Origin of the sequence: Pseudomonas sp. So3.2b, assembly GCF_019464415.1 — a bacterium.
GTDB lineage: Bacteria > Pseudomonadota > Gammaproteobacteria > Pseudomonadales > Pseudomonadaceae > Aquipseudomonas > Aquipseudomonas shahriarae.
Genome location: NZ_CP080494.1, coordinates 4149306 through 4171387, shown reverse-complemented (window position 1 = coordinate 4171387; position 22082 = coordinate 4149306). Strand labels below are relative to the sequence as shown.

Sequence of the window (22082 nt, the reverse complement as noted above, 5' to 3'; positions counted from 1 at the left end):
AGACAGATGTCTAAGGTTATGGAAGTTGATAAAACCAAGGTTCAGCAGTTTTCCGCGCGGATCATGGAGGATTACGGCAACACACTGCGCGGTGCGATGCTCTACATCGGTGACCAGCTTGGCCTGTTCAAGGCACTGGCCGACGGTGAGGCCGTGACCCTGGAACAGCTGGCGCAGAAGACCGGCTACAACGCACGCTATCTGCGCGAATGGCTGGGCAGCATGGTCACCGGCAGCTATGTGACCTATGACGCGCAAACCCGTAGCTACCAGATGCCCGCTGAATTTGTGCCGGTTCTCGCCGATGAAGACTCGCCCTATTTTGCCGGTGGGATCATTCAGCTGAGTGTGCCGTTCGTGAGCATGGCGCCCAAGGTCATCGAAGCTTTTCGCCACGGTGGTGGTTGCGCCGAAGAGGCGTTTCCGCTGGAAACCTGGAAAGGCATGGAGCGCATGACCATGCCTTGGTACAAGCACTACTTGGTGCAGCACTGGATTCCTTCCCTGGACGGCGTCGAAGAGAAGCTCAAGACCGGCGGCAGTGTCCTGGATTTCGGTTGCGGCGCCGGCCTTGCGGCGATCACCATGGCCAAGGCGTACCCTGAGGCCCGGATTGTCGGCTGCGACTTTCACCTGCCTTCCATCGAGCTGGCACGGGCCAATGCCGAGGCAGCCGGGGTCGGTGACCGGGTGCAATTCGAGGTGAACGATTCGGATGCCTTGCGAGGCCAGCAATTCGACTTCGTGACCACCTTCGTGGTGATCCACGATGCCACCGATCCTCAGCAGATGCTCAAGGACCTGCGCGCCGCGACGGCCGAAGACGGCACCTACCTGATGGTCGAGCTCAACCTGTCCGAAGAGCTTCACGAGAACATGAACCTGTTCGGTCGAGTGATGTATCCGCAGAGCACCCTGTATTGCATGACCTGCTCGCTGTCCCACGGTGGGGCAGGGCTGGGGGCGTTCATGGGCGAGAAGCGCGCACGGCAGATGGCGCAAGCCGCCGGGTTCAGCCACTTCCGCAAGGTACCTTCCGAATGGCCGCCAATGCCGGCGTTGTTTGAACTCAAGCCGTGACCTAGCGTGCCCGGGGGCGTGTGGTACACGTTCCCGGGCATGCTCCTGCGACACCTGCGTGATGGACCGCCCAACTCTGTTATCGTGGCGCCCCTCTGAACGCACGGAAGCAATCACCCATGGATTTCTGCAAACCCCTGGCAATCGTCCTCCTGGTGTCGATTGGCAACCCCGCTGTGGCCGCCGAAAACAATAACCCGTTCCAGGGGGCGCTTATGCTCACCTCGGTAGCGCCCTTTGTGATTACCTCGGGAGCCACCGCCGGTACTTCCTACATTCCAGAGCTTTTCAAATCCTCCAAAAGTGACGCGCTGGCGTTCATTGGCTCCGATGGTGAGATCCGGGGTGCACAGTTCGAGCAGGCAAGCAGGTTTTATCGCTCGACCTACACGCCGCCGCTGATGTCTGACGCACAGCTGGCCCTGGCGATCGCGGCCTCATCTATACCGGCACTCTAGTGTTGGTTGTTCACGCCGCTCAACGGAACGTATGATCTGAGCCAGCCCTCCTTAGTTGGGGCTGCGCCGACTCACACCCGTTGAAGGACATGAGCATGCAAAAGCACTTCGGTAATTCAGGCCTGTTCAAGGCTGCTTCGTATCACTGCAACAACTCCCTGGTGAGCGGCATCGCGCGCTGGGAGCTGAAAAACATTGCGCTGAATACGAAGGAGTTTTTGATATGTCCAAAGAACTACTCGGAGTTTTTGCTCTAGGGTTGATGGTGATCGGTGAGTTTTGTGCAATCTACAGCGAAGTAGTCACCGCCAGGCTGGCCCATGCCGGCGACGGTTCATGGCAGGCATTCATCATGCCTGTAGTGCTGATGTGCTTTGCCGGGCTTTGCCTGTTGGGCGCCTATTGGCTGGGGTATGTGGCGGTCGGTGATATCTGGATCGTCACCGTGGTCTCGGTCACGTCCTTGCTGCTACTGGAGCCTGTGGTGGTCTGGGCGCTGTTCCATGAGGCACCTGGGCGCGGCGCATTGATCGGCTTTTGCCTGGGGGCGCTGGGGATGCTGGCTACGGTATTGTTGTAGTTGCACTTTCCTGGCCCGGCATGCAGATGCCGGGCACCCCGCTTTCAGCCAAATCCCAGACAAAGAAAAGCCCGCGATGGGGAGTGCGGGCTTAAAGGTTTTCACTAGGAGCTGGGATCACCTTAGGCGCCCGACTGTGAAAGGGATGTGAAAGCGTTAAGCAATCTGCAGTCGCGCTGATCAGCGCTGTATCGATAAGCGATAAACCCCCACCGGCCACTGCACCAGGGATTTACCCTTGTTGAACAGGGCTACGCGGTCCATTTGTGGAGTGGGCAGCCACAACGTCCCGTCCTTGTCCAGGAAGGGCGCGTCAACCCAATGCAGGCGCTTGTCCACGACCAGGGTTTCGATCTGTCCGTCAGGGCGGCGCACGCGCATGGCGTCGTGGGCCAGATCGGAAAAGTACAGGTTGCCCTGTGCATCCATGACCGAACCTCCCGTTGCCGGTATATCGGCAAAGAATTCTACCCGCGCGGCCAGTTGTTCCGGGGGCAGGGCCGGGTTCGCAAGGTCCTGGATCCGCACCTTGAACCACGGGCCTTGCAGCGCGCCATAGTACAGCCAGACGCCGTCAATGCTGACTTCCAGCGGGTCGGCGTTGACGCGCAGGGGTTGGCCGTTGGGGGCCTTGACCACCTGGTTGCTGAGGATCAAGTCCCGGTCGGGCCGGGCGACCACTGAGGCATGCTGGTTCAGCACGCGCCGGGCTTCGCCGGTCTCCAGGTCGACGACAATAATGCCGGCATTTCCCGCATCGGTGAGGAAGGCCTTGCCGGCGCTGAAGCGGACGTCGTCCACGTAGCTGCCGGCCATGGCGATATCCGGCCCGAAGAAGTAGGTGCGAACCACCTGGTTTGTAGGCAGGTCGATACACACCAGCTTTGCGCCTTGGCTGACAGGGTTGCCGCCGAATTCGGGCGATCCGGTATCCACCACCCACAGTTTGTCGCCCTCCAGGCGCAGGGCATTGATATTCACGAAGACGTTGGCAGCATCCCGCCCTGGTGCCCAGCTGTTCCAGGCACCGCTTGGATAGGCAGCGCGCTGGCCATTTTGGTCGATTGCCGTCAGTTGTGGCCCCTGGGTCCCGGTCCAGCGTGGCCCAGAGAGAAACGTGCGGCCGCTGTAGTGCGCTACGGCGTTCCAGATCTGCCCGGAGCTTTGGACCGCGACGTCCAGCTCGGGCTGTTTGACAGTGGCACACCCGGCAAGCAGTGCCAGCATGGCGGCGCCCAGCAGCAAACGGGTCATGAGCGTGCTCCCCCAGCGCGGGCACAGGTATCCCACAACTCGGTGAGGCGTTGATGGAGGGTGTGCATGAACTGGCTGACGGTGGCTTTCGACATGATGATTCTCCTGCATCTGGTGACGTGACCTAACGAGGAGATAGCTTGATTGCTGGCGTTTAACTGAAAAAGCCCAGGTTCGATGCAATCAGTTTCTTCAAAATATTGATAATCCGCGTTCACACAGCCCAATACGCCACGTTCGTTGCGCAATGTTTCCCCGGGTGAGAAGTTGGCCTAATTGTGACCGGTTATCATCTGCTGCCTATGTCATCTCCTTCCGCACGCATCCTGGTCATCGAGGATGACCTCGAGCTGTGCACCTTGCATAAACACGCCGGCAAGCCCTTGTCCAAGCGGCGCAAGCTCGTGGCGATGAACCTGCAGATGCTCAGCCAGGGGCGTTAGGTCCGCCAGGCTGGCACGCCCTTGTCGTCGATCGTCCAGTGCGGCTGCCCCGCTACGATCTGCACGCCACCGACCCAGCGCTCGTGGCTTGCATGATCGGGCCAGTACTCGCTGCCACTCAACACCTGGTGGCCCAGGGGCGTCAGCGCCAGTGTGCGGCCAGGCCAGGGTAGGTGGCTGTCGGACTCAGTCAGCAAAGGAGAGGCCCCGTCGATCAGCGGCCGCATCAGGGCATGGAACATCATGTCGCCGAGGTAGGGCAGGGGTTCACGCTTGGCCATCAGCTCGGCGAACACCCGGGCAAACGGCGTGGGGCCGACTTCTACCAGATACTGCAGGGCCAGGCGCTCGGTCAGCGACAAGCCATCGCGAGCGCCGGGCAACTCCTGCAACTGTCGGCGCAGTGCCGGGGCCAGCAAGGGCAAGGCGGGGAGGGGTTGCGGGCCAACTGTGCCAGGGCCACGGGCGAGCTGTCGCAATAGGCCGCCCACGCCTGCCGCGCCAATTGGCGCATGGGCTCGTCAACTGGCCGGCGCTGGGGCCACAGCCAGGCCAACACCTGCGGGGCCAATTGCCCGATGCCGATAAAGCGCTGCACGCCGGGAATGCGGTCGACCGCGATCAACTCCAGCCTGGCCGGCGTGTGCTGAAGACCTGCCAGGGCACGGATCAGGAACAGTTGGTCATAGGCATCCGCTTCGCACCACAACACGCTGTGGTCGGCGCTGCCCAGCTCTTCAAGATGGCTGTACTCATCGTCCAGGCGGCGTGCGGCATCTGCCACATCCAGGGTAAACACCTGGCCGATGAAGCGCGCCCGCATCGCCCGGTAGGCCTCGCCAGGCAAGGTCTGGACCGGGCCCATGCACAGCGGGTCGCTGAGCATCCGAAACCGCCCCTTGAACCCCGCCACGCCGAGGCTGTGGGCAATATCATTGCCGCAGCGCCAATGGGTGGTGCGCGCTTCATCGCTGGCTTCGAAACCGGGGTGGTTGGCGGCGAAATCCACTGCATCCACATGGGCCTTGAGCTTGGGCCAACTGCTGAAACCCAGTTGCCGGGCAATCAGCCATTGGGCATCGGAAAGCGTCGGGTGCGGGTTGGCAAGCAGCGCCAGTTCGGTTGGCGCGGTGCCATGTTTCAGGCGCTGCAACAGTTCCTTGGCGCGCTTGCGCTGCTGCTCAAGGTTGATACGGCCGTCAGTGGCTGATGAGGCGGGGCGTTGCGACATACGATCTCCTTGCACAAACCTTGTCCGCTTTAAGGTTGGGAGTCGTAGTGATGAGGTCTGCAGTCATGTCCTGGGCGCAGCCCTTTCCGCGGAAGGTGGCGTAGATGGCGCCTGGCGCGAATATAGGTAGGGGGAGGGTGGATTGCAAGGTGTTCTGTTTCTGGATGTTGAAATCGGCAACTTCTCCAAGAGCCGAAAAAACACTTGAGGTAGCCTTATTTCCTACAGACAACAAGGAGTCGTCATGCAACGAAAAACCATCAATCCCCCGACAGTCTTCAACTCCCTGCAATACGGTTTCAGCCAGGCCATGGAGGTGCGCGAGGGCCGGCGCATTCTCTTGTCCGGCCAGGTGGGGGTGGATGCAGACGAGCGCACCGTCGGCCCCGGCATCGCCGAGCAGACCGCCACCGCCCTGGACAATATTGAAAAGGTCCTGGCCGCGGCCGAGGGCGATCTGTCCCATGTGATCATGCTGCGCCTGTATATCGTCGAGTCCGCCCGCGATCAGCAGGAGCCTATCGCTGCCGCGCTGCGCGAGCGTTTCCCCGACAATCCGCCGCCGTCGTCATGGATCATCGTCAGCGGCCTGTCGCTGCCCGAGTGGTTGATCGAGATCGAGGCGGAGGCGCTGATCCCGGGGTGATCAATAGCGCATCATCACCGACTTGAGTTCGGTGTAGTCCTCGATAAACGCGCTGCCAAACTCCCGGCCAATCCCCGAGGATTTGTTGCCACCGAACGGCACGGCCGGGTCGAGCAGGGTGTGCATATTCACCCATACCGTGCCGGCGTTGATCGCCGGGACCATGCGCAGCGCCTTGCCCAGGTCGTTGGTCCACAGGCTGGCGCTGAGGCCGCCAGCGGTGTGGTTTATCAACGCCAGCAACTCATCCTCGTCGTCGTAGGGCAGGAACGTGGCGATGGGGCCGAAGGTCTCTTCGGTGAGCAGCGTGTCGTTGATGCTGTTGGCGAGAATGATCGTGGGCTCGACATAGCAACCCGGCCGATCCATTGGCTGGCCGCCATGGATGATTGTGTTGTTTTCGGCGCGGGCGGTGGCAAAAAAACCTTCCAGCTTCAGCTGGTGCTGACGGTGGGTGACCGGGCCGAACTCGGTGCGCTCATCCAGTGGCGAGCCGATATTCAGTCGGCTCAAACGCTGGGCCAGGGCTTGCATGACCGGGTTGATCTGCGAGCGGTGGACGAAGAACCGCTCGGCCGCCGCGCAGATTTGCCCGGAGTGCAGGAACCCGGCTTCGATAATGCCGTTGACGGCGGTTTCCAGCTTCACATCGGGCAGGAACGCCGCGGCGTTTTTGCCACCCAGTTCCAGGGTCGCGCGGGTCAGGCCGGCACCCATGGCCGCGCTGCCCACCGCAAGGCCGGTGGGCACCGAACCGGTGAATGACACCTTGTCGGTGCCGGGGTGTTCGATCAGCCCCTTACCCACCTGGCCGCCGCCGGTCAGCACATTCAGCACGCCAGCGGGCAGGCCGGCTTCCACCGCCAGTTCGGCAATGCGCAGCAGGGTCAGCGGCGTGAACTCGCTGGGCTTGATGATGATGCTGCACCCGGTCACCAGGGCCGAGGCGAGTTTCCAGATGGCGATCATGGTCGAGAAATTCCACGGCACGATGCCTACCACCACGCCCACCGGTTCGCGCAGGGTGAAGGCGGTGTAGCGCTCGCCGGCAAACGAGGGCAGTGACGGGGTGAGGGTCTGGCCGCTGATCTTGGTCGCCCAGCCCGCGTAATAACGCAGGAAATGCGCGGCCTGGTCCACCTCGAACGCCCGGGAAATCTGGATGATCTTGCCCGACTGACAGGTCTCGATCTGTGCCAGCTCCTCACGGTGGCGTTCCAGCAGGTCGGCGAGTTTGAGCAGCACGTTACCGCGCACCGCCGGGGCGGTCTGCGACCATTGTTTAAAGCCGTGCCTGGCGGAGGCCACGGCCAGCTCGATATCACTGGCTTGCGCGTCGGCGACCGTGGCGATGACCTGGCCGGTGGCGGGGTTGATCACCGCCAGGGTCTGGCTGGACTGGCTGGCGACGTAGCCACCGTCGATAAACAGGCCGTGGTCTCGACGCAGGAAGGCTTCGACGGTGGGCAGCAGCGCGATATCGCTCATGGGGAGGTTCCTGATCAAAAGGGAAACCCCGAGGCTAACCAACGCTGCAGGCGACAGCTTGACTGTGCCTGCCGGGGCGTATGTCTGTGGCTGCCATGCCCCTGTGGGAGCGGGCTTGCCCGCGATGGCTGAGTGTCAGTCGATACATTCGGCGGATGAACTACCGCTATCGCGGGCAAGCCCGCTCCTACAGGGGAAGTGCGGTGGCTCAGGCGCAACCCACGGCTTAGAACGGCACCGCCACCACCAACTGGCTATACACGTTGGTGCCGTTGCCACCGACCTGGTTGCCGCCCGTCTCCTGGTCCTTGTCCGGTTGGTACAGGCCAATCAACGGCGTGATGATCAGGTGTTCGTTCACCGCCCATTCGACATACAGGTCCAGCTCGCGGCCATCCAGGTCGAGCATGTTGCGCTTGCTGACAGTCTGGTAGTCGAAGAACAGTGCGCCGAGGGTCAGGTTGTCCAGCGGCTTGACCTTGAGTGCCACGTGCTGCACCGAGGTGTTGCTGTTGTAGGGCCCGGAGTAGTTGCCCGCTACTTCGCCCTGGACCCAGGTACCCAACCCTCGATTGAAGCCAGCGAATAGCGCATCCCAGTTTTTCGAGTAGCGCGCATAGCGGTAGGTCAGGTCCGGCGACCAGGGCAGTTCGGCGAAGGTGTAGCCGGCCTCGGCGTACCAGGCTTTTTCCGGGCCGGGGTCTTTGTCCTGCCAGGCGTATTCAAACGAGAAGTGCGCGTTGTCGATCCCGGCATTCCCGGTGCCGCGCAGGCTGTAGAGGTTCATGCCCTTGCGTTGGCGTTGCAGGTCGTTGGCAAACCGCTCGTCCACGTCGATGCCATGCAGGTAGGTCAGACCCAGGGTGCCTGGCGCTGCGCTGTATTCCAGGGTGCCGATGGCCATTTCGGTCAGGGCCTGGGCGCGGTTGTCGGACTCGATCCACATCAGGCTGCCATGCAAGCCGTCCTTGCCGCCCAGGCGCATCACTGCAGCCTTGTCGAACGCATGCCGCGCCGCGATGTAATAGGCGCCGCCGCGGTCGAACTCACCGTCGGCCACGCCATTGCCCAGGTTCGGGCCATCGTCGTTGATGATAAAACCGTCGCCCACGGTGATGATCTGGCGCCCGTACGACAGGTCCAGGCCATCCTTGCCCAGGGCCGGCAACAGGTCCCCCGAGCGCCAGCCGGCAAAGGCTTCGTCGAACTTGGTGGTGCGCTCGCTGCCGTCAGTCACGCGGGAGGCATCGCCATCGCCCCAGGTGCCGGAACTCACCAGGTTGGCGGTGCCATACACACTGGCGTTGCTGCCCAGGGTCTGCTCGACGCTCAAGCCATACTTGATAAAGCCTTCACGCCAGGTCGAACCGCCCTGGCTGCCCTCGTAGTTCTTGCGACTGTTGAACATGCCGTACACGGCCAGGAAGTTGCCGGTGACGGTGGTGTCGTCGTCGGCATACAGTTCGATTGCCTGGGCTGAAGGTTGGCCAATCAACAGCGCCAGACCCAGGCCGACAGCCGGGCGCAGGTGGCGGGTTTTGCGTGTGTGCTCCATTGTTATAGTCCCCCAAGGGTTAAGTTGAGGGCGCATTAGGGCGAGCGTCGGCGGCGCAAGTCTTTCACCTGCGTGCCAGGTAATTGATCCTGGCCGCCAGGCTGCAAACCCTGGCAGGGAGCAACAAAACCGGCGGCAGCCAGGGGCAAGACGATCAGGTGGGGCGGGGCGCACAGTGCAAACACTTCTAAAAAATCCCTTTCGAGGATCTGCACCATGTCGAGCAATGACAGACTTACTGCGCACCTGAACCGGGGCACGGTGGGTTTCCCCACCGCGTTGGCCAGCACCATTGGCCTGATCATGGCCAGCCCGGTGATTCTCACCGCGACCATGGGCTTTGGCATCGGCGGCAGCGCGTTTGCGCTGGCCATGCTGCTGGCCGTGGTGATGATGCTGGCCCAGGCCACGACCTTCGCCGAGGCCGCCTCGATACTGCCCACCACCGGCTCGGTGTACGACTACATCAATTGCGGCATGGGCCGTTTCTTTGCGATCACCGGCACCTTGTCGGCGTATTTGATCGTGCATGTGTTTGCCGGCACCGCCGAGACCATCCTCGCCGGGGTCATGGCGCTGGTGAACTTCGAACACCTCAACACCCTGGCCGAATCCGCCGGTGGCTCGTGGCTGCTGGGTGTCGGTTTTGTGCTGGTGTTCGGCGTGCTCAATGTGTTTGGCGTCAGTGCCTTTGGCCGCGCCGAGATCATCCTCACCTTCGGAATGTGGACCACCTTGATGGTGTTTGGCGTGCTGGGCCTGATCGCCGCGCCGGCAGTGCAGCTGGACGGCTGGTTTGGTGAGTCCCTGGTGGGCACCGACCTGGTGACAGTGCTGTCGTTGGTGGGCATGGCGATGTTTATGTTTGTCGGCTGTGAATTCGTCACCCCGCTGGCGCCGGACTTGCGCCAGTCGGCCAAGGTCATGCCCCGGGCAATGATGCTCGGCCTGATGGGCGTGGCAACGTGCATGTTCATCTATGGCGCAGCGATGAAGCGCCAGGTGGAAAACGTGGTGCTGGACGCGACCAGCGGCGTGCATCTGCTGGACACACCCATGGCCATTCCACGCTTTGCCGAACAGGTGATGGGGCAGATCGGGCCGCTGTGGCTGGGCATTGGCTTTCTGTTTGCCGGCGCCGCCACCATCAACACCCTGATGGCCGGTGTGCCACGCATTCTGTATGGCATGGCGGTGGATGGCGCGTTGCCCAAGGTCTTCACCTACCTGCACCCACGCTTCAAGACTCCGGTGCTGTGCATCCTGGTGGCGATGCTGATTCCGTGCCTGCATGCGCTGTACCTGGGCGGCAACACCGACAACATCATGCACCTGGTGCTGGCGGCGGTGTGTGCGTGGAGTTTCGCCTACCTGTTGGTCACGGTGTCGGTGGTGATCCTGCGCATTCGTCGCCCCGATTTGCCACGGGCTTATCGCTCGCCGTGGTTCCCGCTGCCGCAGTTGCTGTCCAGCGCCGGCATTCTGTTGGGCATGTGGTTTATCACGCCGCCAGGGATGAACCCGGCGGATATCTATGTCCCGTTCGGCGTGATGCTGGGCGGCACTGCGGTGTATGCGCTGTTCTGGACCCTGGTGGTGCAGAAGGTCAATCCATTCACGCCGGCGTCGGTGGAAGACGTGCTGGCCAAGGAGTTTGCCAATGAACCGGGTCACGCTCATCACGGCTATGTCAGCACTGCGGCAAAAGCTGTCTGAACTGTTCAGTGCGCAACGGGCGCCCGCCGGCTATCAGCCTGGGCGCACCCTGGGGCAGTTGCAGCGCAACCTCGGGCTGGCGCGTTTCGAGCAGGTATCGCCGACTTTGGCGCACGCCCTCCTGGACGACGACAGCCTGCACCTGGAGATCCGCGAGCGCACCGAATCGCAGTTGTTGATGCACCTGGTCATGACCGAATTCAGCCTGCGCCTACCCGCCTCGGCAGAGGGCGCGGCACGCTTTGAATTGCACCATGGCGGGGCCATTCGACGAACTGGAATCTGCTGCCGGCAGCGCGCGGGCGAGGGGGCATTGCTGGGGCAATTGCAGGCGCGCTTGCAACAGGACAGCGCCCTGCACGAGGCATTGATGCCCCTGGATTTCAAGCGCCTGCACATCGAGCTGCATGCCCAGCAATGGCACGTACGCCTGGAGCACATGGGCGGCAGCGAGGTGGTCAACCGCATGCCGGCCTTCCGACGCTACATTGCCCTGAGCCGTGAACAGCGGGATGTACTGCTGGCTGCGCTGCTCGGCTTGCAGCGCGTATTGCGCACGCTCTGATTGGCATCATTAGTGCTAACACAATGGTGGACAGGTACTTGTTGCGCGCATATAGATAACATGTTAACTATTGCCCGACAAAAACAATAAGCCATTGTGGAGACACCCATGGGTATCCAACAGAGTGCACAACAGGGGCTCGACACCTGGAACCGCGACTTGCGTGCCATGTGCGGCCACTTCGACACCGAACTGGCCTTCAACCGCTCGCTGTTTATCGGCGAGTTCTCCATGCTCGCCAGCGGCGGCCTGTCGTTGGCCAGCCTGCGTACCAATGCCGGGTTGATCAAGCGCCAGGCGACCAACCCCGACCGCGATAACGATCAGGATTGCTTTTTGGTCAGCCAGCGCAGCGGCTATTCGCAGATCGTGCAGAACGGCCAGCGGGTGCAACTGGCTCCTGGCGAACTGCTGCTGATGGACTCGGTGGGCTCTATTGAAATCACCCCATTCGGCTTGATCGAGCATATCTCGCTGTCGTTGCCGCGCACCCAGGTGTGCAAGCAGATGGGCAGCCAATCAAAGACCTTTGGCAAGATCTCCTCCAGCAAAGCCTGCGGGCGCATGTTGCATGTGTTGATGGACCAGTTGTGCAAGGGCAGCGAGGGTGCCGAGGACGAGGTTGAGGCGCTGCAGTGTGCCTTTGTGTCACTGCTGGGCTCGGCCCTGGAGCAGGACGATGACGCGCGCGAGGACGTGGCCGCGTTGCAGGGCAACAACCTGCGCAGCTACGTGCAGAAAATCATTGATGAGTCTCTGAGCCAGCCTGGCTTGAGCCCGGTGGGCCTGGCCAGCCGCTTGAACATCTCGGTGCGCCATTTGTACCGGCTGTTCGAAGAACAGGACGACAGCGTCTGCCGCTACATCCAGCGCGCGCGGCTCAAGCGCAGCGCCGATGACTTGATCAACCCGTTCCTGCGCAGCGAGTCGATCACCTCGATTGCCTACAAATGGGGCTTCACCGATTCTGCGCATTTCAGCCGTTCGTTCAAGAAGCAGTTTGAGCAGTCGCCCAAGGCGTTTCGCAGTAGCCGGTTGCAGCAGGTGGTAGGAATGGCCTGACCGCGACTTATCAATCAGCCCACCCCCAATGTGGGAGTGGGCTTGTGTGGGAGCGGGCTTGCCCGCGATTGCTGAGTGTCAGATTAGAAGTACTTAACTGATCCACCGCCATCGCGGGCAAGCCCGCTCCCACACCAAGCAACGCAGTTATGCGACCGCGAAGTAGTGCTTGACGAAACTCTCGCTGACCACTTCCCACAGCACGGGTGTGCCCTGGGTCACGAACCAGCTGTCACCGGCCTGGTAGCGGGTGGTTTGGCCGGTGTTTTCGTCGGTCAGGCGCACCTCGCCGGTGACCACTGTGGCTTGTTCATGAAACGGGTAGACCATGCGGAATTTGCCCTGGGTGGTGCCGAAGTAGGCGCTGCTGACTTTGTCGGTGGGCGCACCAAAAGTCATTTTGCCGAAAGCCTTGAGCTCGCCGGCGAGGATCTCGGAGCCGAGATCGGCAACGGTGCCCCAGGCGTCGAGTTCAGACAGCTGGATATCTTTCTTGAGGGTAACGAGGGCCATACAGTTGCTCCTGAGGGATAAAAATGGAGTTAGCGGCGACCATTCCAGTAACCGGACAGTTGGTGCCAGGATTTGCCGGCGGTCAGCAGCAAGGGGCGGATTGCGTCCTTGCCGATAATCGTCGGGCGGTGGATTGAGCTGACCAGGTCATAGCGCGCCGAGCCTTCGCTCATGCCTTCGGCCAGGACCTTGCAGATGATGTGGCTGGGGGTGACGCCAAAGCCCGAGTAACCCTGGACGAAGAACGCATTGCTGCGCCCCGGCAGGGTGCCGATCTGGGGGAACAGGTTGGGGCTGCAGGCCATCGGGCCGCCCCAGGCCAGGTCGATTTTCACGTCCTTGAGGTAGGGGAAGATCTTCAGCATCAACTTGCGGTTCCAGGCTTTCAAATCGCCGGGAATGTGCTCTACCAGCGGCGTGGCGGCGCCGAACAGCAGGCGGTTTTCGTTGGTCACGCGGTAGTAGTCGATCACCGGGCGGATGTCGCTGTAGGCCCCGCGAATCGGGCTTATCCGCTGGATCAGTTCTTCGCTCAACGGCTCGGTCATCATCTGGAACGCGTAGGTGTTGATGGTCGAGCGATGCAGCTCCGGCTCCAGCTTGTTGAGAAAACTGTCACAGGCCCACAACAGCTTGCTGGCCTTGACCGAGCCGCGCCCGGTGCGCACGGTGATGCGCTCGCCATAGCTGACTTCCAGCGCCGGGCTGTTCTCGAAGATCCGCACGCCAAGGCCGGCCAGGGCGGTGGCTTCGCCCAGCAGCAGGTTCAGCGAATGCACATGCCCGCCGCCCATATGCAACAGGGCGCTGCTGTAGGCGTCGGAGCCGATGATCTGCTGGACATCGGAGCCGCCGAGAAAGCGGATTTCATGCTTGCTGTTGATCGACTTGAAGTCTTTTTCCCAGGCCCGCAGGGTCTTTTCCTGACGGGCGTTGAAGCCCATATAGCCGTAGCCATGGCAGAAATCGGCGTCGATGTTGTACTTGGCGATCCGGTCTTTGATGATGTCGGCGCCCAGGTCACTGATCTCGAACACTTGGCGCAGGCCGTCTTCGCCGACGTCTTGCTTGATTTTCTCCAGGTCGTGGCCGATGCCGGCCATGATCTGCCCGCCATTGCGCCCGGTGCCGCCAAAGCCCAGGTAGCGCGCCTCCAGCACGACAATATTGGTGATGCCCTTTTCTGCCAGTTCCAGAGCCGTGTTGATCCCGGAAAAGCCGCCGCCGATCACGACGACGTCGGCCTCGATGTCCTGCTCCAGGGTGGGAAAGCTCAGGTTGTACTTCTTGGTCGCGGTGTAATACGTGGGGGTTTCAATAGTGATCATGGCGCAGCCTGAAAAGTGAAGGAAGGCTCTAAAGCAGATGTCTTCATTAGGGGCTTTGGCGGCAGCAATGTCTTGATCCTGCGTGCCGGGGCTTTTGATTCAGCGCGCCATGGACGTGCGCGACCATTAAGTTATAGCGCTTGCGCGGGGTGGGGATGTTAGAGTTTCGTTAAAACATTAACTAAATATCACGTGACCCTGACTCTATGCTCAAACCCCGGCAGTCCCTGACCCTCACTTTGCTACAGGCCCGCGAAGCGGCCATGAGTTTTTTCCGCCCCTCGCTGAACGAGCACGGCCTCACCGAGCAGCAATGGCGGGTGATCCGCATCCTCAATCAACACGATGAACTGGAGATTTACCAACTGGCGGAACTGGCCTGCATCCTCAAACCGAGCATGACTGGCGTGCTGGTGCGCATGGAAGCGGCGGGGATGATCCATCGGCGCAAGGCCGAGCAGGATCAGCGGCGGGTATTGGTGACCCTGGCGGACAAGGGGCGGGCGAGTTTTGCCTCCATGAGCCAGTGCATGGAGGCCAACTACCAGCGCTTGCAGGAGCAACTGGGGGAGGAGAAGTTGCAGACGTTGCTGGGGCTGTTGGATGAGCTGAAAAACATCAAGCGCTGAAACACGATCTCTCAAACACCACGCATCCAAAATGTGGGAGCGGGCTTGCTCGCGAAAGCAGTGGTTCAGTCACTGAATATATTGACTGACACACCGCTTTCGCGAGCAAGCCCGCTCCCACATTGGGTCCTGCGGCGTTTGAAGGTGATTAGTAGGCGCCGCCAGTGCTCGCTGGCGCGGGTTTGTCTTTGAACTTGCCCACCAACCCCTGCAACCCACGCATCAGCACCGTGGTATCCACCCCCACCGCGACAAACCCCGCGCCCAGTTCGATGTAACGCCGTGCCAGTTTCTCATCGGCACTGAGAATCCCCGCCGCCTTGCCCGCCTGGCGGATCCGCGCAATGGCATCTTCGATTGCCGCTTGCACGTCTGGGTGCCCCGGATTGCCTCGGTGGCCCATGGAGGCACTCAAGTCCGCCGGGCCGATAAACACGCCGTCCACCCCCTCGACGGCGGCAATCGCGTCGAGGTTGGCCAGGCCTTGCAGGCTTTCGATCTGCACCAGCAGGCACATCTGTGCATCGGCCTGGTCCAGGTAGCCGTCGATGCTGTTCCAGCGCGAAGCCCGCGCCAGCGCACTGCCCACACCGCGTATGCCCTGGGGCGGATAGCGCATGGCGCGCACCAGCTCCCGGGCCTGGGCGGCGCTTTCGACCATCGGCACCAGCAGGGTCTGCGCGCCGATATCCAACACCTGCTTGATCAGCGCGGTATCGCCGATCACCGGGCGAATCACCGCCGCGCTGGGGTAGGGCGCCACGGCCTGCAATTGGCCGAGCATGCCGCGCACGTCGTTGGGGGCGTGTTCGCCGTCGATCAGCAGCCAGTCGAAACCGGCATTGGCCGCCAGTTCCGCGCAGTACGCGTCCGCCAGGCCCAGCCACAGGCCGATCTGCGCTTCACCGCTGGCGAGCCGCTGTTTGAAACGGTTGACAGGCATGTCCATGAATCAGTCCTCCAGGGGTCAGACGAAGCGGCAGGAAATCGAACCGAGCATGTCGTAGTCGACATGGAAGGTATCGCCCGGGCTCGCCGCCACCGGCCGGGTAAACGAGCCGCCGAGGATGATTTGCCCCGGCAGCAAGGTGACGTCGTAGGGCGCCAGCTTGTTTGCCAGCCAGGCCACACCCTTGGCCGGGTGGTTGAGCACGGCGGCCGAGACCCCGGACTCTTCGATCACGCCGTTGCGGTACAGCACCGCCGGCACTTTGCGCAGGTCGATTTCGGTTGGCCGCACCGCGCGGCCGCCCATGACAACGCCGGCATTTGCGGCGTTGTCGGAGATGGTGTCGAACACTTTGCGCGTGGCCTTGGTGTGCGGGTCGATCTGCTGGATACGCGCGTCGATGATTTCCAGGGCCGGGATCACCCACTCGGTGGCGTCGAGCACATCGAAAATCGTGCAGTTGGGGCCCTTGAGCGGTTTGCCGAGGATGAAGGCCAGTTCGACCTCGACCCGCGGCACGATAAAGCGCTCGAACGGAATGTCGGTGCCTTCCTCAAACAGCATGTCATCGAGCAGCGCACCGTAGTCCGGTTCGGTGATGTTCGACGACACCTGCATCGCCCGCGAGGTCAGGCCGATCTTGTGCCCGACCAGCTTGCGGCCGCCCTTGATCTTCTGGGCGACCCAGGCGCGCTGGATGGCGTAGGCGTCCTCGATCGTGATCGCCGGATGCTCAAGGGAAAACTGGCGTACCTGTTCGCGGCTGCGTTCGGCATGGTCCAGCTGGGCGGCGGCTTGCAGGATGAGCTGTGGATCAAGCATGACAAGGGTCTCTTACTGAGGGTTGACGATGGCAGCGTTGGTGCGCAGCACCAGCAGGCCGCCAAGGGCGATAAACAGCGCCAGCACGTACAGGGCGAGGCTGGCGCTCTGGGTGGTGTCGCGCATCCAGCCGATCAGGTAGGGCGCGAGGAACGAGGCAATGCTGCCAAACGAGCTGATCATGGCGATCCCGGCCGCCTGGGTGCAGTTGGACAGGAAGGCCGGCGGCAGTTGCCAGAACATCGGCAGCGCGGCGCTGGCGCCCATGCCGGCGACGATCAGGCCGCCCATCACCACCAGCGAGTTGCCCGGTGCCAGGCCGGCCACCGCGATCCCCGCCGCCGCCATCAGCAATGGCACACACAAGTGCCAGCGGCGTTCGCGGTTGCGGTCCGAGGAGCGTCCGCAGCCGATCATGAAGAAGCAGCCGGCCAGGTACGGCACGGCGCTCAGCAGGCCGACCTGGCTGTCGCGGCCGATGCCGGCGCCATGGATCAGGGTGGGCATCCAGAACGCCAGGGTGTTGACCGCCAGCATCACCGCAAAATAGATCGCTACCAGCAGCCACACTTGCGGGTCGCGCAGGATGCCGCCAAAGGAGGTGATGGATTTGCGCTTTTCCTCGGTGCTCAACTGTTCGCGCAATTGTTGTTTCTGCGCAGGCTCCAGCCATTTCACTGTTTCAAAACTGTCCGGCAGGTACTTGAGCACCACCAGGCCCAGCAGCACCACGGGTGCGCCTTCGATCAGGAACATCCACTGCCAGCCGCGCATCCCGCCGAAGTCGTGGAAGTTCTCCAGGATCGCCCCCGAGAGCGGCCCGCCAATCACCCCGGCCATGGGCACGGCGATGGCGAACAGGGCGGTGATCTGCGCACGTCGGCGCGCCGGGTACCAGCGGTTGAGAAACACCAGGATCCCGGGGAAGAAACCCGCTTCGGCCACGCCCAGCAAAAAACGCAGGACGTAGAAGCCGGTGGAGCTTTCGATCCACAGCATGCTGGTCGACAGGATGCCCCACACCACCATCAGGCAGGCGATCCAGCGCCGTGGCCCAACGCGGTCCAGGGCCATGTTGCTGGGCACGCCGAACAGCGCGTAGGCGATAAAAAACAGACCGGCCCCGAAGCCATACACCGTGTCGCTGAAATGCAGATCGTTGCTCATCTGCATCTTGGCGAACCCGATGTTGATCCGGTCCAAGTGGGCAAACAGGTAACAGATCAGCAACAACGGCATCAGGCGCCAGGTGACAGTGCTGTGGGTGCGATCATGCTCGGCAAGGGTGACGCTGTGGGCGGTATTGGCTGTGCTCATGATGTTGTACTTTTTGTCTGAGAGGCCGTTGGGGGAGGCGGGGGGTCAACCCGCCTGGTTGCTTAAAAACGCGTGGACGTTGTTCTGTTTGAAATTCAACTGCGGGTGCAGCTCGACCATCTCGAAGGACAGCGCCAGCAGCCGTTGTGCCTGCAGGGCGGCGAAGTGCTCGGTGATCACCATGAACAGGGTTTCAGCCACCGCCTGACGGGTAGGCAGGTCGCGACCGTGGCCGACCTTGAGGGTCATATGGACGAAGGCGTAGTCGTGTTTGCCATCGGCCATGCGCCAGGTGTCCAGGCGCACCGCGCGGCTGCGGATGCCGCCGAGGGGGAACACGCCACTGTCTCCCAGCACCTGGTGGACCTTTTCAAACAGCCCTGCCAGGTCGGCCTGGGGTTCGAGGTTGTCGGTGTATTCGGCGATGAAATGCGGCATGCAAAGCCTCCTTCTGTAGGCGATTTAATGTGGGCGCTGTGTCGCCGGGCGAGGCTGCGCCCACATCTGCGGGTGTTGTATTCAGAGCGGGAAAATGGCGTTGATCTGGCCGGTGCCGGAGCTGCCGAACGGCTCGGTGATGATCTCGGCCGGGCGGTTGTACTCAGGCCCGCCGAGCAAACCCAGGAGCATCGCGGTGTCGTGCATCTTGCCCTCGCCAAAGCAGTGTTCGGCGTAGTCCGGGAGCATCGCGCAGAACTCCTTGAAGCGGCCTTCGCGCCACATCTGCACCACGTGCATATCCACTTGCTTGTCGAACTCGCGGGTCCAGTTGTGGATGTTGGCTTCGGCTTCGCGGTCGTCGGAGAAGCGGTGCGACAGTGACCCGGAAGCCAGCACCAGCACCTTGCGATCACTCTTCTCGATGGCCCGGCGCACGGCGGCACCGAAGGCGAAGCTGTCTGCCAGGCGATGCCAGGCGCACCAGGCGGCGATGGAGATCACCTTGAATTTCTGCTCTTGGGGCACGTCCATGTGCATGTAGCGCATGGGCACCAGGGTGCCGTATTCCAGCTCCAGGCTCGGGATGTTGTGGTTCATGGTGCGCACCCCGGCCAGGTTGGCTTCGGCGGCAATCAGTTCACCCAGTTCCGGGCAGCCGGGGTAGGCGTACTCCATGTTCTTGATGAAGTGTGGCAGCTCATTGCTGGTGTAGGTGCCCTGGAAGCGCTCGCCACCGTTGACGTGGTAACCGCTGTTGACCAGCCAGTGCACATCGAATACCACAGCGGTGTCGGCCCCCAGTTCACGGGCGCGGCGCCCGATCTCCTTGTGCCCGGCAATCGCCGCCTCGCGGCAACCGTGGTGCTTGCCCGGCAGTTCCGACAGGTACATGGAAGGCACGTGGCAGATTTTCGCCGCCAGGACTACTTCACCCATGATCATTCTCCTGATTTCATTATTCTTGTTGGTGCGCTACGGACCCTGTAGGAGCCAGCCCCGGCGGGTTATACGCCCCAGCGCGGGATGTGGTGGCTGCCCATGGAAATGCACACGTTCTTGATCTCGGCGAACACTTCGAAGCTGTACTGGCCGCCTTCACGGCCGGTCCCCGAGCCCTTGACCCCGCCGAACGGCTGACGCAGGTCGCGCACGTTCTGGCTGTTGATAAACACCATGCCGGCCTCGATGCCACGGGCCAGGCGATGGGCCTTGCCGATGTCCTGGGTCCAGATATAGGACGCCAGGCCATACTCGGTCTCGTTGGCCAGTTGCAGGGCCTCGGCTTCGTCCTTGAAGGGAATCAGGCACACCACCGGGCCGAAGATTTCTTCCTGGGCGATGCGCATGTTGTTGTTGACATCGGCGAACACGGTGGGCTGGATAAACTGCCCGCGTGCCAGGTGCGCCGGCAGGTTGGCCGGCCGCTCCAGGCCGCCTGCAACCAGGTTGGCGCCTTCTTCGAGGCCAATCTTGATGTAGCCGGTGACTTTGTCATAGTGGGCTTGCGTGATCATCGAGCCCACCTGGGTGTTAGGGTCTTGCGGGTCACCGACAATCAGGCGTTTGGCGCGGGCGGCGAACTCGGCGACGAACTGCGGGTACACGCTCTCCTGGATAAACACCCGGCTGCCGGCGGTGCAGCGCTCGCCGTTGAGCGAGAAGATGGTGAACAGCGCGGCATCCAGGGCCCGTTCGAGGTCGGCGTCTTCAAAAATCAGCACTGGCGACTTGCCGCCCAGCTCCATGGAGTACTTTTTCAGGCCGGCGGTCTGCATGATCTTCTTGCCGGTGGCGGTGCCGCCGGTAAAGGAAATCGCCCGCACATCCGGGTGACGCACCAGGGCATCGCCGGCGGTGGCGCCGTAGCCCTGGATCACGTTGAGCACGCCCTTGGGGATCCCCGCTTCCAACGCCAGGCGTCCCAGTTCGTTGGCGGTCAGCGGCGACAGCTCGGACATCTTCAGTACCGCCGTGTTGCCCAGGGCCAGGCACGGGGCGGTCTTCCAGGTGGCGGTCATGAACGGTACGTTCCATGGCGACACCAGCGCGCACACACCCACCGGTTGGTACAGGGTGTAATTGAGCATCTGGTCGTCCACCGGGTAGCTGTGGCCGTCCATGCGCGTGCAGACTTCGGCGAAGAAATCAAAGTTGTGCGAGGCCCGAGGGATCAGCACGTTCTTGGTCTGGTGGATCGGCAGGCCGGTGTCCAGGGTTTCCAGTTCGGCCAGGTGCGGTACGTTCTGCTCGATCAGTTCGCCGAGCTTGCGCATCAGGCGCGCGCGCTCCTTGGCCGGGGTGTTGGCCCACTTCGGGAAGGCTTCCTTGGCCGCAGCCACGGCCTGGGCGACTTCTTCGGCGCCACCGCTGGCCACTTCACCAATCGCCTCGCCGGTGGCGGGGTTGTAGTTGATGAAGGTGTCTTTGCTTTCGACCTCACGGCCGTTGATCCAGTGTTTGATCATGGGGTTCAAGCCTCTTTCCGGGCGGCGAAAAAGTCCGCCTCGCTGACAATTCGGTTGACCAGGCGGCCGACGCCTTGCACTTCCACCACCACTTCATCCCCTGGCACCACATCGGCCAGGCCTTCGGGGGTGCCGGTGGCGATCATGTCGCCGGGTTGCAGGGTCATGAAGCTGGACAGGTATTCGATCAGGTAGGGGATATCGAAAATCATGTCGCGGGTGCTGCCTTCCTGGCGCAACTCACCGTTGATCCAGGTGCGCAGGGTCAGGTTGCCTGGGTCCGGCACATCGGCCACGTCGACCATCCATGGGCCGACCGGGGTGGTGGCGTCGCGGTTTTTCACACGCAGGTTGGGGCGGTAGTAGTTTTCCAGGTAGTCGCGGATCGCGTAGTCGTTGCACACGGTGTAGCCGGCCAGGTACTCCAGGGCGTCCTCGCGCTTGACGTTGCGCGCCGGCTTGCCGATCACCGCCACCAGTTCGCACTCGTAGTGCATATAGGCGATGTTGTCCGGGCGCCAGGTGATCTGGTTGTGCCCGGTGTAGGTGCCTGGCGACTTGATAAAGGCCAGCGGCTCGGTCGGCGGGGCGAAGGCCAGCTCGGCGGCATGGTCGGCGTAGTTCAGGCCCAGGGCGAACATATTGCCGGTGGCCGGTGGCAGCCACTCGACCTGGTCTTCGGCCAGCAGCCGGCCATCGGCCAGGCGCACAGCGTTATCGGCTTCGACGTGGACCTGATGGACCTGGCCTGCATAGCGGATACGGGCGTGTTTCATGGGTGCTCCTCGGCCTGGATGTGGTTGACCAGGCGGCCCAGGCCGCTGATCTCGACTTCGACGGTGTCGCCGGGCTGCACATCCACGCGGCCTTCAGGCGTGCCGGTGATCAGCACATCGCCCGCATGCAGGGTCATGAACTCGCTGATTTCGGCGATCAAGCGGGGAATGTCGCGCACAAAATTGGCCGTGGTGTTCTGCTGGCGCAACTCGCCGTTGACGAACAGCTTGAGGCTCAACTGATGGGGGTTGGCGATCTGCTCGCGGGCCACCAGCTCAGGGCCCAGGGCGCAGAACCCGTCGCGGCACTTGGCTTTGACGGCGGGGCGGTAGTAGCTGTCTTCCGGCAGGCTGAACTCATTGACGATGACGTAGCCCGCCACGTGCTCCAGGGCATTTTCCACGCTGACGCGGCTGGCGCTTTTGCCGATCACCACGCCCAGGGCCGGGCCCGGTTGCAGGCGTTCGCCGTGGGGCTGGAGCACGATGCCGTCATGGCTGTTGCGGGTGTTGGGGGTCTTGATAAACAGCACCGGCTTGACCGGCGGCTTCTGGTACGGCGGCTGCTCGAATTCGGCGAGACGCTGGTTCAGCAAGCCCTGGTAGTTCAGCGCGACGCCGAACAGGGTGCCGCTGGCAACATCATGCAGGGTACGGCTCATGGATTTCTCCTGGCGATGGCGACTGCTCTGGAGGCAGTTCGTTAATGTGTTAACGTTATAATTAATATGTTAACTACCGTCAAGCGTGGCAAAATCATCGGG

23 protein-coding genes and 1 pseudogene are annotated in these 22082 nt (G+C 62.2%); 10 read left to right on the top strand and 14 right to left on the bottom strand.

Going from position 1 to position 22082, the window contains the following annotated elements:
- The first annotated feature begins 6 nt into the window (after positions 1-6).
- The 4 genes from K1X80_RS18620 to K1X80_RS18605 all read left to right on the top strand — a co-directional run bounded on the left by K1X80_RS18620 (position 7) and on the right by K1X80_RS18605 (position 2118).
- Positions 7-1080 carry a methyltransferase domain-containing protein gene (locus tag K1X80_RS18620; protein WP_057444279.1) on the top strand — a complete coding sequence of 358 codons (1074 nt, stop codon included), beginning with the start codon at positions 7-9 and terminating at the stop codon, positions 1078-1080.
- A gap of 119 nt (positions 1081-1199) precedes the next feature.
- Positions 1200-1538 (top strand): DUF2388 domain-containing protein, encoded by a 339-nt coding sequence (locus tag K1X80_RS18615; RefSeq protein ID WP_057960135.1) that lies wholly within the window; start codon positions 1200-1202, stop codon positions 1536-1538.
- Between the two features lie 95 nt (positions 1539-1633).
- On the top strand, positions 1634-1795 hold the full coding sequence (locus K1X80_RS18610) for a hypothetical protein (protein WP_162947739.1): 162 nt from the start codon (positions 1634-1636) through the stop codon (positions 1793-1795).
- Between the two features lie 5 nt (positions 1796-1800).
- On the top strand, positions 1801-2118 hold the full coding sequence (locus tag K1X80_RS18605; RefSeq protein WP_057441684.1) for a hypothetical protein: 318 nt from the start codon (positions 1801-1803) through the stop codon (positions 2116-2118).
- 180 nt (positions 2119-2298) lie between these two features.
- Here K1X80_RS18605 and K1X80_RS18600 read toward each other — a convergent pair whose 3' ends face one another.
- Complete coding sequence (locus tag K1X80_RS18600; RefSeq protein WP_220172404.1) at positions 2299-3372, bottom strand: L-dopachrome tautomerase-related protein; 1074 nt, start codon at positions 3370-3372, stop codon at positions 2299-2301.
- Between the two features lie 302 nt (positions 3373-3674).
- On the opposite strand from K1X80_RS18600, the gene K1X80_RS18595 reads away from it, so the two are divergent.
- Positions 3675-3815, top strand: coding sequence for a hypothetical protein (locus K1X80_RS18595; RefSeq protein ID WP_164844833.1), 141 nt, complete (start codon positions 3675-3677; stop codon positions 3813-3815).
- Here K1X80_RS18595 and K1X80_RS18590 read toward each other — a convergent pair.
- A pseudogene (locus K1X80_RS18590) lies at positions 3812-5046 on the bottom strand (DUF1835 domain-containing protein). The gene K1X80_RS18595 and the pseudogene K1X80_RS18590 overlap by 4 nt on opposite strands.
- 244 nt (positions 5047-5290) lie before the next feature.
- On the opposite strand from K1X80_RS18590, the gene K1X80_RS18585 reads away from it, so the two are divergent.
- Positions 5291-5692, top strand: coding sequence for a RidA family protein (locus tag K1X80_RS18585; RefSeq protein WP_057441680.1), 402 nt, complete (start codon positions 5291-5293; stop codon positions 5690-5692).
- On the opposite strand, the gene K1X80_RS18580 is transcribed toward K1X80_RS18585, so the two are convergent.
- Both K1X80_RS18580 and K1X80_RS18575 read right to left on the bottom strand, forming a co-directional pair.
- Positions 5693-7180, bottom strand: coding sequence for an aldehyde dehydrogenase family protein (locus K1X80_RS18580; protein WP_169960183.1), 1488 nt, complete (start codon positions 7178-7180; stop codon positions 5693-5695). It abuts the gene before it with no gap.
- A gap of 226 nt (positions 7181-7406) precedes the next feature.
- Positions 7407-8735 (bottom strand): alginate export family protein, encoded by a 1329-nt coding sequence (locus tag K1X80_RS18575; protein WP_220172403.1) that lies wholly within the window; start codon positions 8733-8735, stop codon positions 7407-7409.
- Positions 8736-8951: 216 nt separating this feature from the next.
- On the opposite strand from K1X80_RS18575, the gene K1X80_RS18570 reads away from it, so the two are divergent.
- The 3 genes from K1X80_RS18570 to feaR all read left to right on the top strand — a co-directional run bounded on the left by K1X80_RS18570 (position 8952) and on the right by feaR (position 12078).
- Positions 8952-10451, top strand: a complete 1500-nt coding sequence (locus K1X80_RS18570; protein WP_057441676.1) for an APC family permease — start codon at positions 8952-8954, stop codon at positions 10449-10451.
- A complete protein-coding gene (locus K1X80_RS18565; RefSeq protein ID WP_057960127.1) occupies positions 10396-11016 on the top strand; it encodes a DUF3156 family protein in 621 nt (206 codons plus the stop codon). Before K1X80_RS18570 ends, K1X80_RS18565 begins: the two co-directional genes overlap by 56 nt.
- A 108-nt stretch (positions 11017-11124) precedes the next feature.
- Positions 11125-12078 carry a transcriptional regulator FeaR gene (feaR, locus tag K1X80_RS18560; RefSeq protein ID WP_169990037.1) on the top strand — a complete coding sequence of 318 codons (954 nt, stop codon included), beginning with the start codon at positions 11125-11127 and terminating at the stop codon, positions 12076-12078.
- Between the two features lie 147 nt (positions 12079-12225).
- Here feaR and K1X80_RS18555 read toward each other — a convergent pair whose 3' ends face one another.
- Complete coding sequence (locus K1X80_RS18555) at positions 12226-12591, bottom strand: cupin domain-containing protein (protein WP_057441665.1); 366 nt, start codon at positions 12589-12591, stop codon at positions 12226-12228.
- A 29-nt stretch (positions 12592-12620) separates the two neighbouring features.
- A complete protein-coding gene (locus K1X80_RS18550) occupies positions 12621-13919 on the bottom strand; it encodes an FAD-binding oxidoreductase (protein WP_057441663.1) in 1299 nt (432 codons plus the stop codon).
- A gap of 206 nt (positions 13920-14125) precedes the next feature.
- Here K1X80_RS18550 and hpaR point away from each other — a divergent pair, with 206 nt between their 5' ends.
- Positions 14126-14548, top strand: a complete 423-nt coding sequence (gene hpaR / locus K1X80_RS18545) for a homoprotocatechuate degradation operon regulator HpaR (protein WP_057960125.1) — start codon at positions 14126-14128, stop codon at positions 14546-14548.
- Between the two features lie 148 nt (positions 14549-14696).
- On the opposite strand, the gene hpaI is transcribed toward hpaR, so the two are convergent.
- The 8 genes from hpaI to K1X80_RS18505 all read right to left on the bottom strand — a co-directional run bounded on the left by hpaI (position 14697) and on the right by K1X80_RS18505 (position 21980).
- On the bottom strand, positions 14697-15497 hold the full coding sequence (gene hpaI, locus K1X80_RS18540; RefSeq protein ID WP_220172402.1) for a 4-hydroxy-2-oxoheptanedioate aldolase: 801 nt from the start codon (positions 15495-15497) through the stop codon (positions 14697-14699).
- Positions 15498-15515: 18 nt separating this feature from the next.
- Positions 15516-16319, bottom strand: a complete 804-nt coding sequence (gene hpaH, locus K1X80_RS18535) for a 2-oxo-hept-4-ene-1,7-dioate hydratase (protein WP_057441657.1) — start codon at positions 16317-16319, stop codon at positions 15516-15518.
- 12 nt (positions 16320-16331) lie between these two features.
- Positions 16332-17636, bottom strand: a complete 1305-nt coding sequence (locus K1X80_RS18530) for an MFS transporter (protein WP_057960122.1) — start codon at positions 17634-17636, stop codon at positions 16332-16334.
- Positions 17637-17681: 45 nt separating this feature from the next.
- Complete coding sequence (locus K1X80_RS18525) at positions 17682-18074, bottom strand: 5-carboxymethyl-2-hydroxymuconate Delta-isomerase (RefSeq protein WP_057960121.1); 393 nt, start codon at positions 18072-18074, stop codon at positions 17682-17684.
- 81 nt (positions 18075-18155) lie between these two features.
- Positions 18156-19013, bottom strand: coding sequence for a 3,4-dihydroxyphenylacetate 2,3-dioxygenase (gene hpaD, locus K1X80_RS18520; RefSeq protein WP_057441719.1), 858 nt, complete (start codon positions 19011-19013; stop codon positions 18156-18158).
- A gap of 68 nt (positions 19014-19081) precedes the next feature.
- The gene (gene hpaE / locus K1X80_RS18515; RefSeq protein ID WP_057441651.1) at positions 19082-20542 is read right to left on the bottom strand and encodes a 5-carboxymethyl-2-hydroxymuconate semialdehyde dehydrogenase; all 1461 of its coding nucleotides are present in this window, start codon (positions 20540-20542) and stop codon (positions 19082-19084) included.
- Between the two features lie 5 nt (positions 20543-20547).
- Entirely contained in the window at positions 20548-21318 is a 771-nt protein-coding gene (locus K1X80_RS18510; RefSeq protein ID WP_057441649.1) for a fumarylacetoacetate hydrolase family protein, read from the bottom strand.
- A complete protein-coding gene (locus K1X80_RS18505) occupies positions 21315-21980 on the bottom strand; it encodes a fumarylacetoacetate hydrolase family protein (protein WP_057441647.1) in 666 nt (221 codons plus the stop codon). The genes K1X80_RS18510 and K1X80_RS18505 overlap by 4 nt, the downstream gene beginning before the upstream one ends.
- Positions 21981-22082 lie beyond the last annotated feature (102 nt).

Coding starts and splice junctions, on each gene's coding strand:
- K1X80_RS18620 (WP_057444279.1), top strand. CDS start 7: ATGTCTAAGGTTATGGAAGTTGATAAAACCAAGGTTCAGCAGTTTTCC.
- K1X80_RS18615 (WP_057960135.1), top strand. CDS start 1,200: ATGGATTTCTGCAAACCCCTGGCAATCGTCCTCCTGGTGTCGATTGGC.
- K1X80_RS18610 (WP_162947739.1), top strand. CDS start 1,634: ATGCAAAAGCACTTCGGTAATTCAGGCCTGTTCAAGGCTGCTTCGTAT.
- K1X80_RS18605 (WP_057441684.1), top strand. CDS start 1,801: ATGGTGATCGGTGAGTTTTGTGCAATCTACAGCGAAGTAGTCACCGCC.
- K1X80_RS18600 (WP_220172404.1), bottom strand. CDS start 3,372: ATGACCCGTTTGCTGCTGGGCGCCGCCATGCTGGCACTGCTTGCCGGG.
- K1X80_RS18595 (WP_164844833.1), top strand. CDS start 3,675: ATGTCATCTCCTTCCGCACGCATCCTGGTCATCGAGGATGACCTCGAG.
- K1X80_RS18585 (WP_057441680.1), top strand. CDS start 5,291: ATGCAACGAAAAACCATCAATCCCCCGACAGTCTTCAACTCCCTGCAA.
- K1X80_RS18580 (WP_169960183.1), bottom strand. CDS start 7,180: ATGAGCGATATCGCGCTGCTGCCCACCGTCGAAGCCTTCCTGCGTCGA.
- K1X80_RS18575 (WP_220172403.1), bottom strand. CDS start 8,735: ATGGAGCACACACGCAAAACCCGCCACCTGCGCCCGGCTGTCGGCCTG.
- K1X80_RS18570 (WP_057441676.1), top strand. CDS start 8,952: ATGTCGAGCAATGACAGACTTACTGCGCACCTGAACCGGGGCACGGTG.
- K1X80_RS18565 (WP_057960127.1), top strand. CDS start 10,396: ATGAACCGGGTCACGCTCATCACGGCTATGTCAGCACTGCGGCAAAAG.
- feaR (WP_169990037.1), top strand. CDS start 11,125: ATGGGTATCCAACAGAGTGCACAACAGGGGCTCGACACCTGGAACCGC.
- K1X80_RS18555 (WP_057441665.1), bottom strand. CDS start 12,591: ATGGCCCTCGTTACCCTCAAGAAAGATATCCAGCTGTCTGAACTCGAC.
- K1X80_RS18550 (WP_057441663.1), bottom strand. CDS start 13,919: ATGATCACTATTGAAACCCCCACGTATTACACCGCGACCAAGAAGTAC.
- hpaR (WP_057960125.1), top strand. CDS start 14,126: ATGCTCAAACCCCGGCAGTCCCTGACCCTCACTTTGCTACAGGCCCGC.
- hpaI (WP_220172402.1), bottom strand. CDS start 15,497: ATGGACATGCCTGTCAACCGTTTCAAACAGCGGCTCGCCAGCGGTGAA.
- hpaH (WP_057441657.1), bottom strand. CDS start 16,319: ATGCTTGATCCACAGCTCATCCTGCAAGCCGCCGCCCAGCTGGACCAT.
- K1X80_RS18530 (WP_057960122.1), bottom strand. CDS start 17,636: ATGAGCACAGCCAATACCGCCCACAGCGTCACCCTTGCCGAGCATGAT.
- K1X80_RS18525 (WP_057960121.1), bottom strand. CDS start 18,074: ATGCCGCATTTCATCGCCGAATACACCGACAACCTCGAACCCCAGGCC.
- hpaD (WP_057441719.1), bottom strand. CDS start 19,013: ATGGGTGAAGTAGTCCTGGCGGCGAAAATCTGCCACGTGCCTTCCATG.
- hpaE (WP_057441651.1), bottom strand. CDS start 20,542: ATGATCAAACACTGGATCAACGGCCGTGAGGTCGAAAGCAAAGACACC.
- K1X80_RS18510 (WP_057441649.1), bottom strand. CDS start 21,318: ATGAAACACGCCCGTATCCGCTATGCAGGCCAGGTCCATCAGGTCCAC.
- K1X80_RS18505 (WP_057441647.1), bottom strand. CDS start 21,980: ATGAGCCGTACCCTGCATGATGTTGCCAGCGGCACCCTGTTCGGCGTC.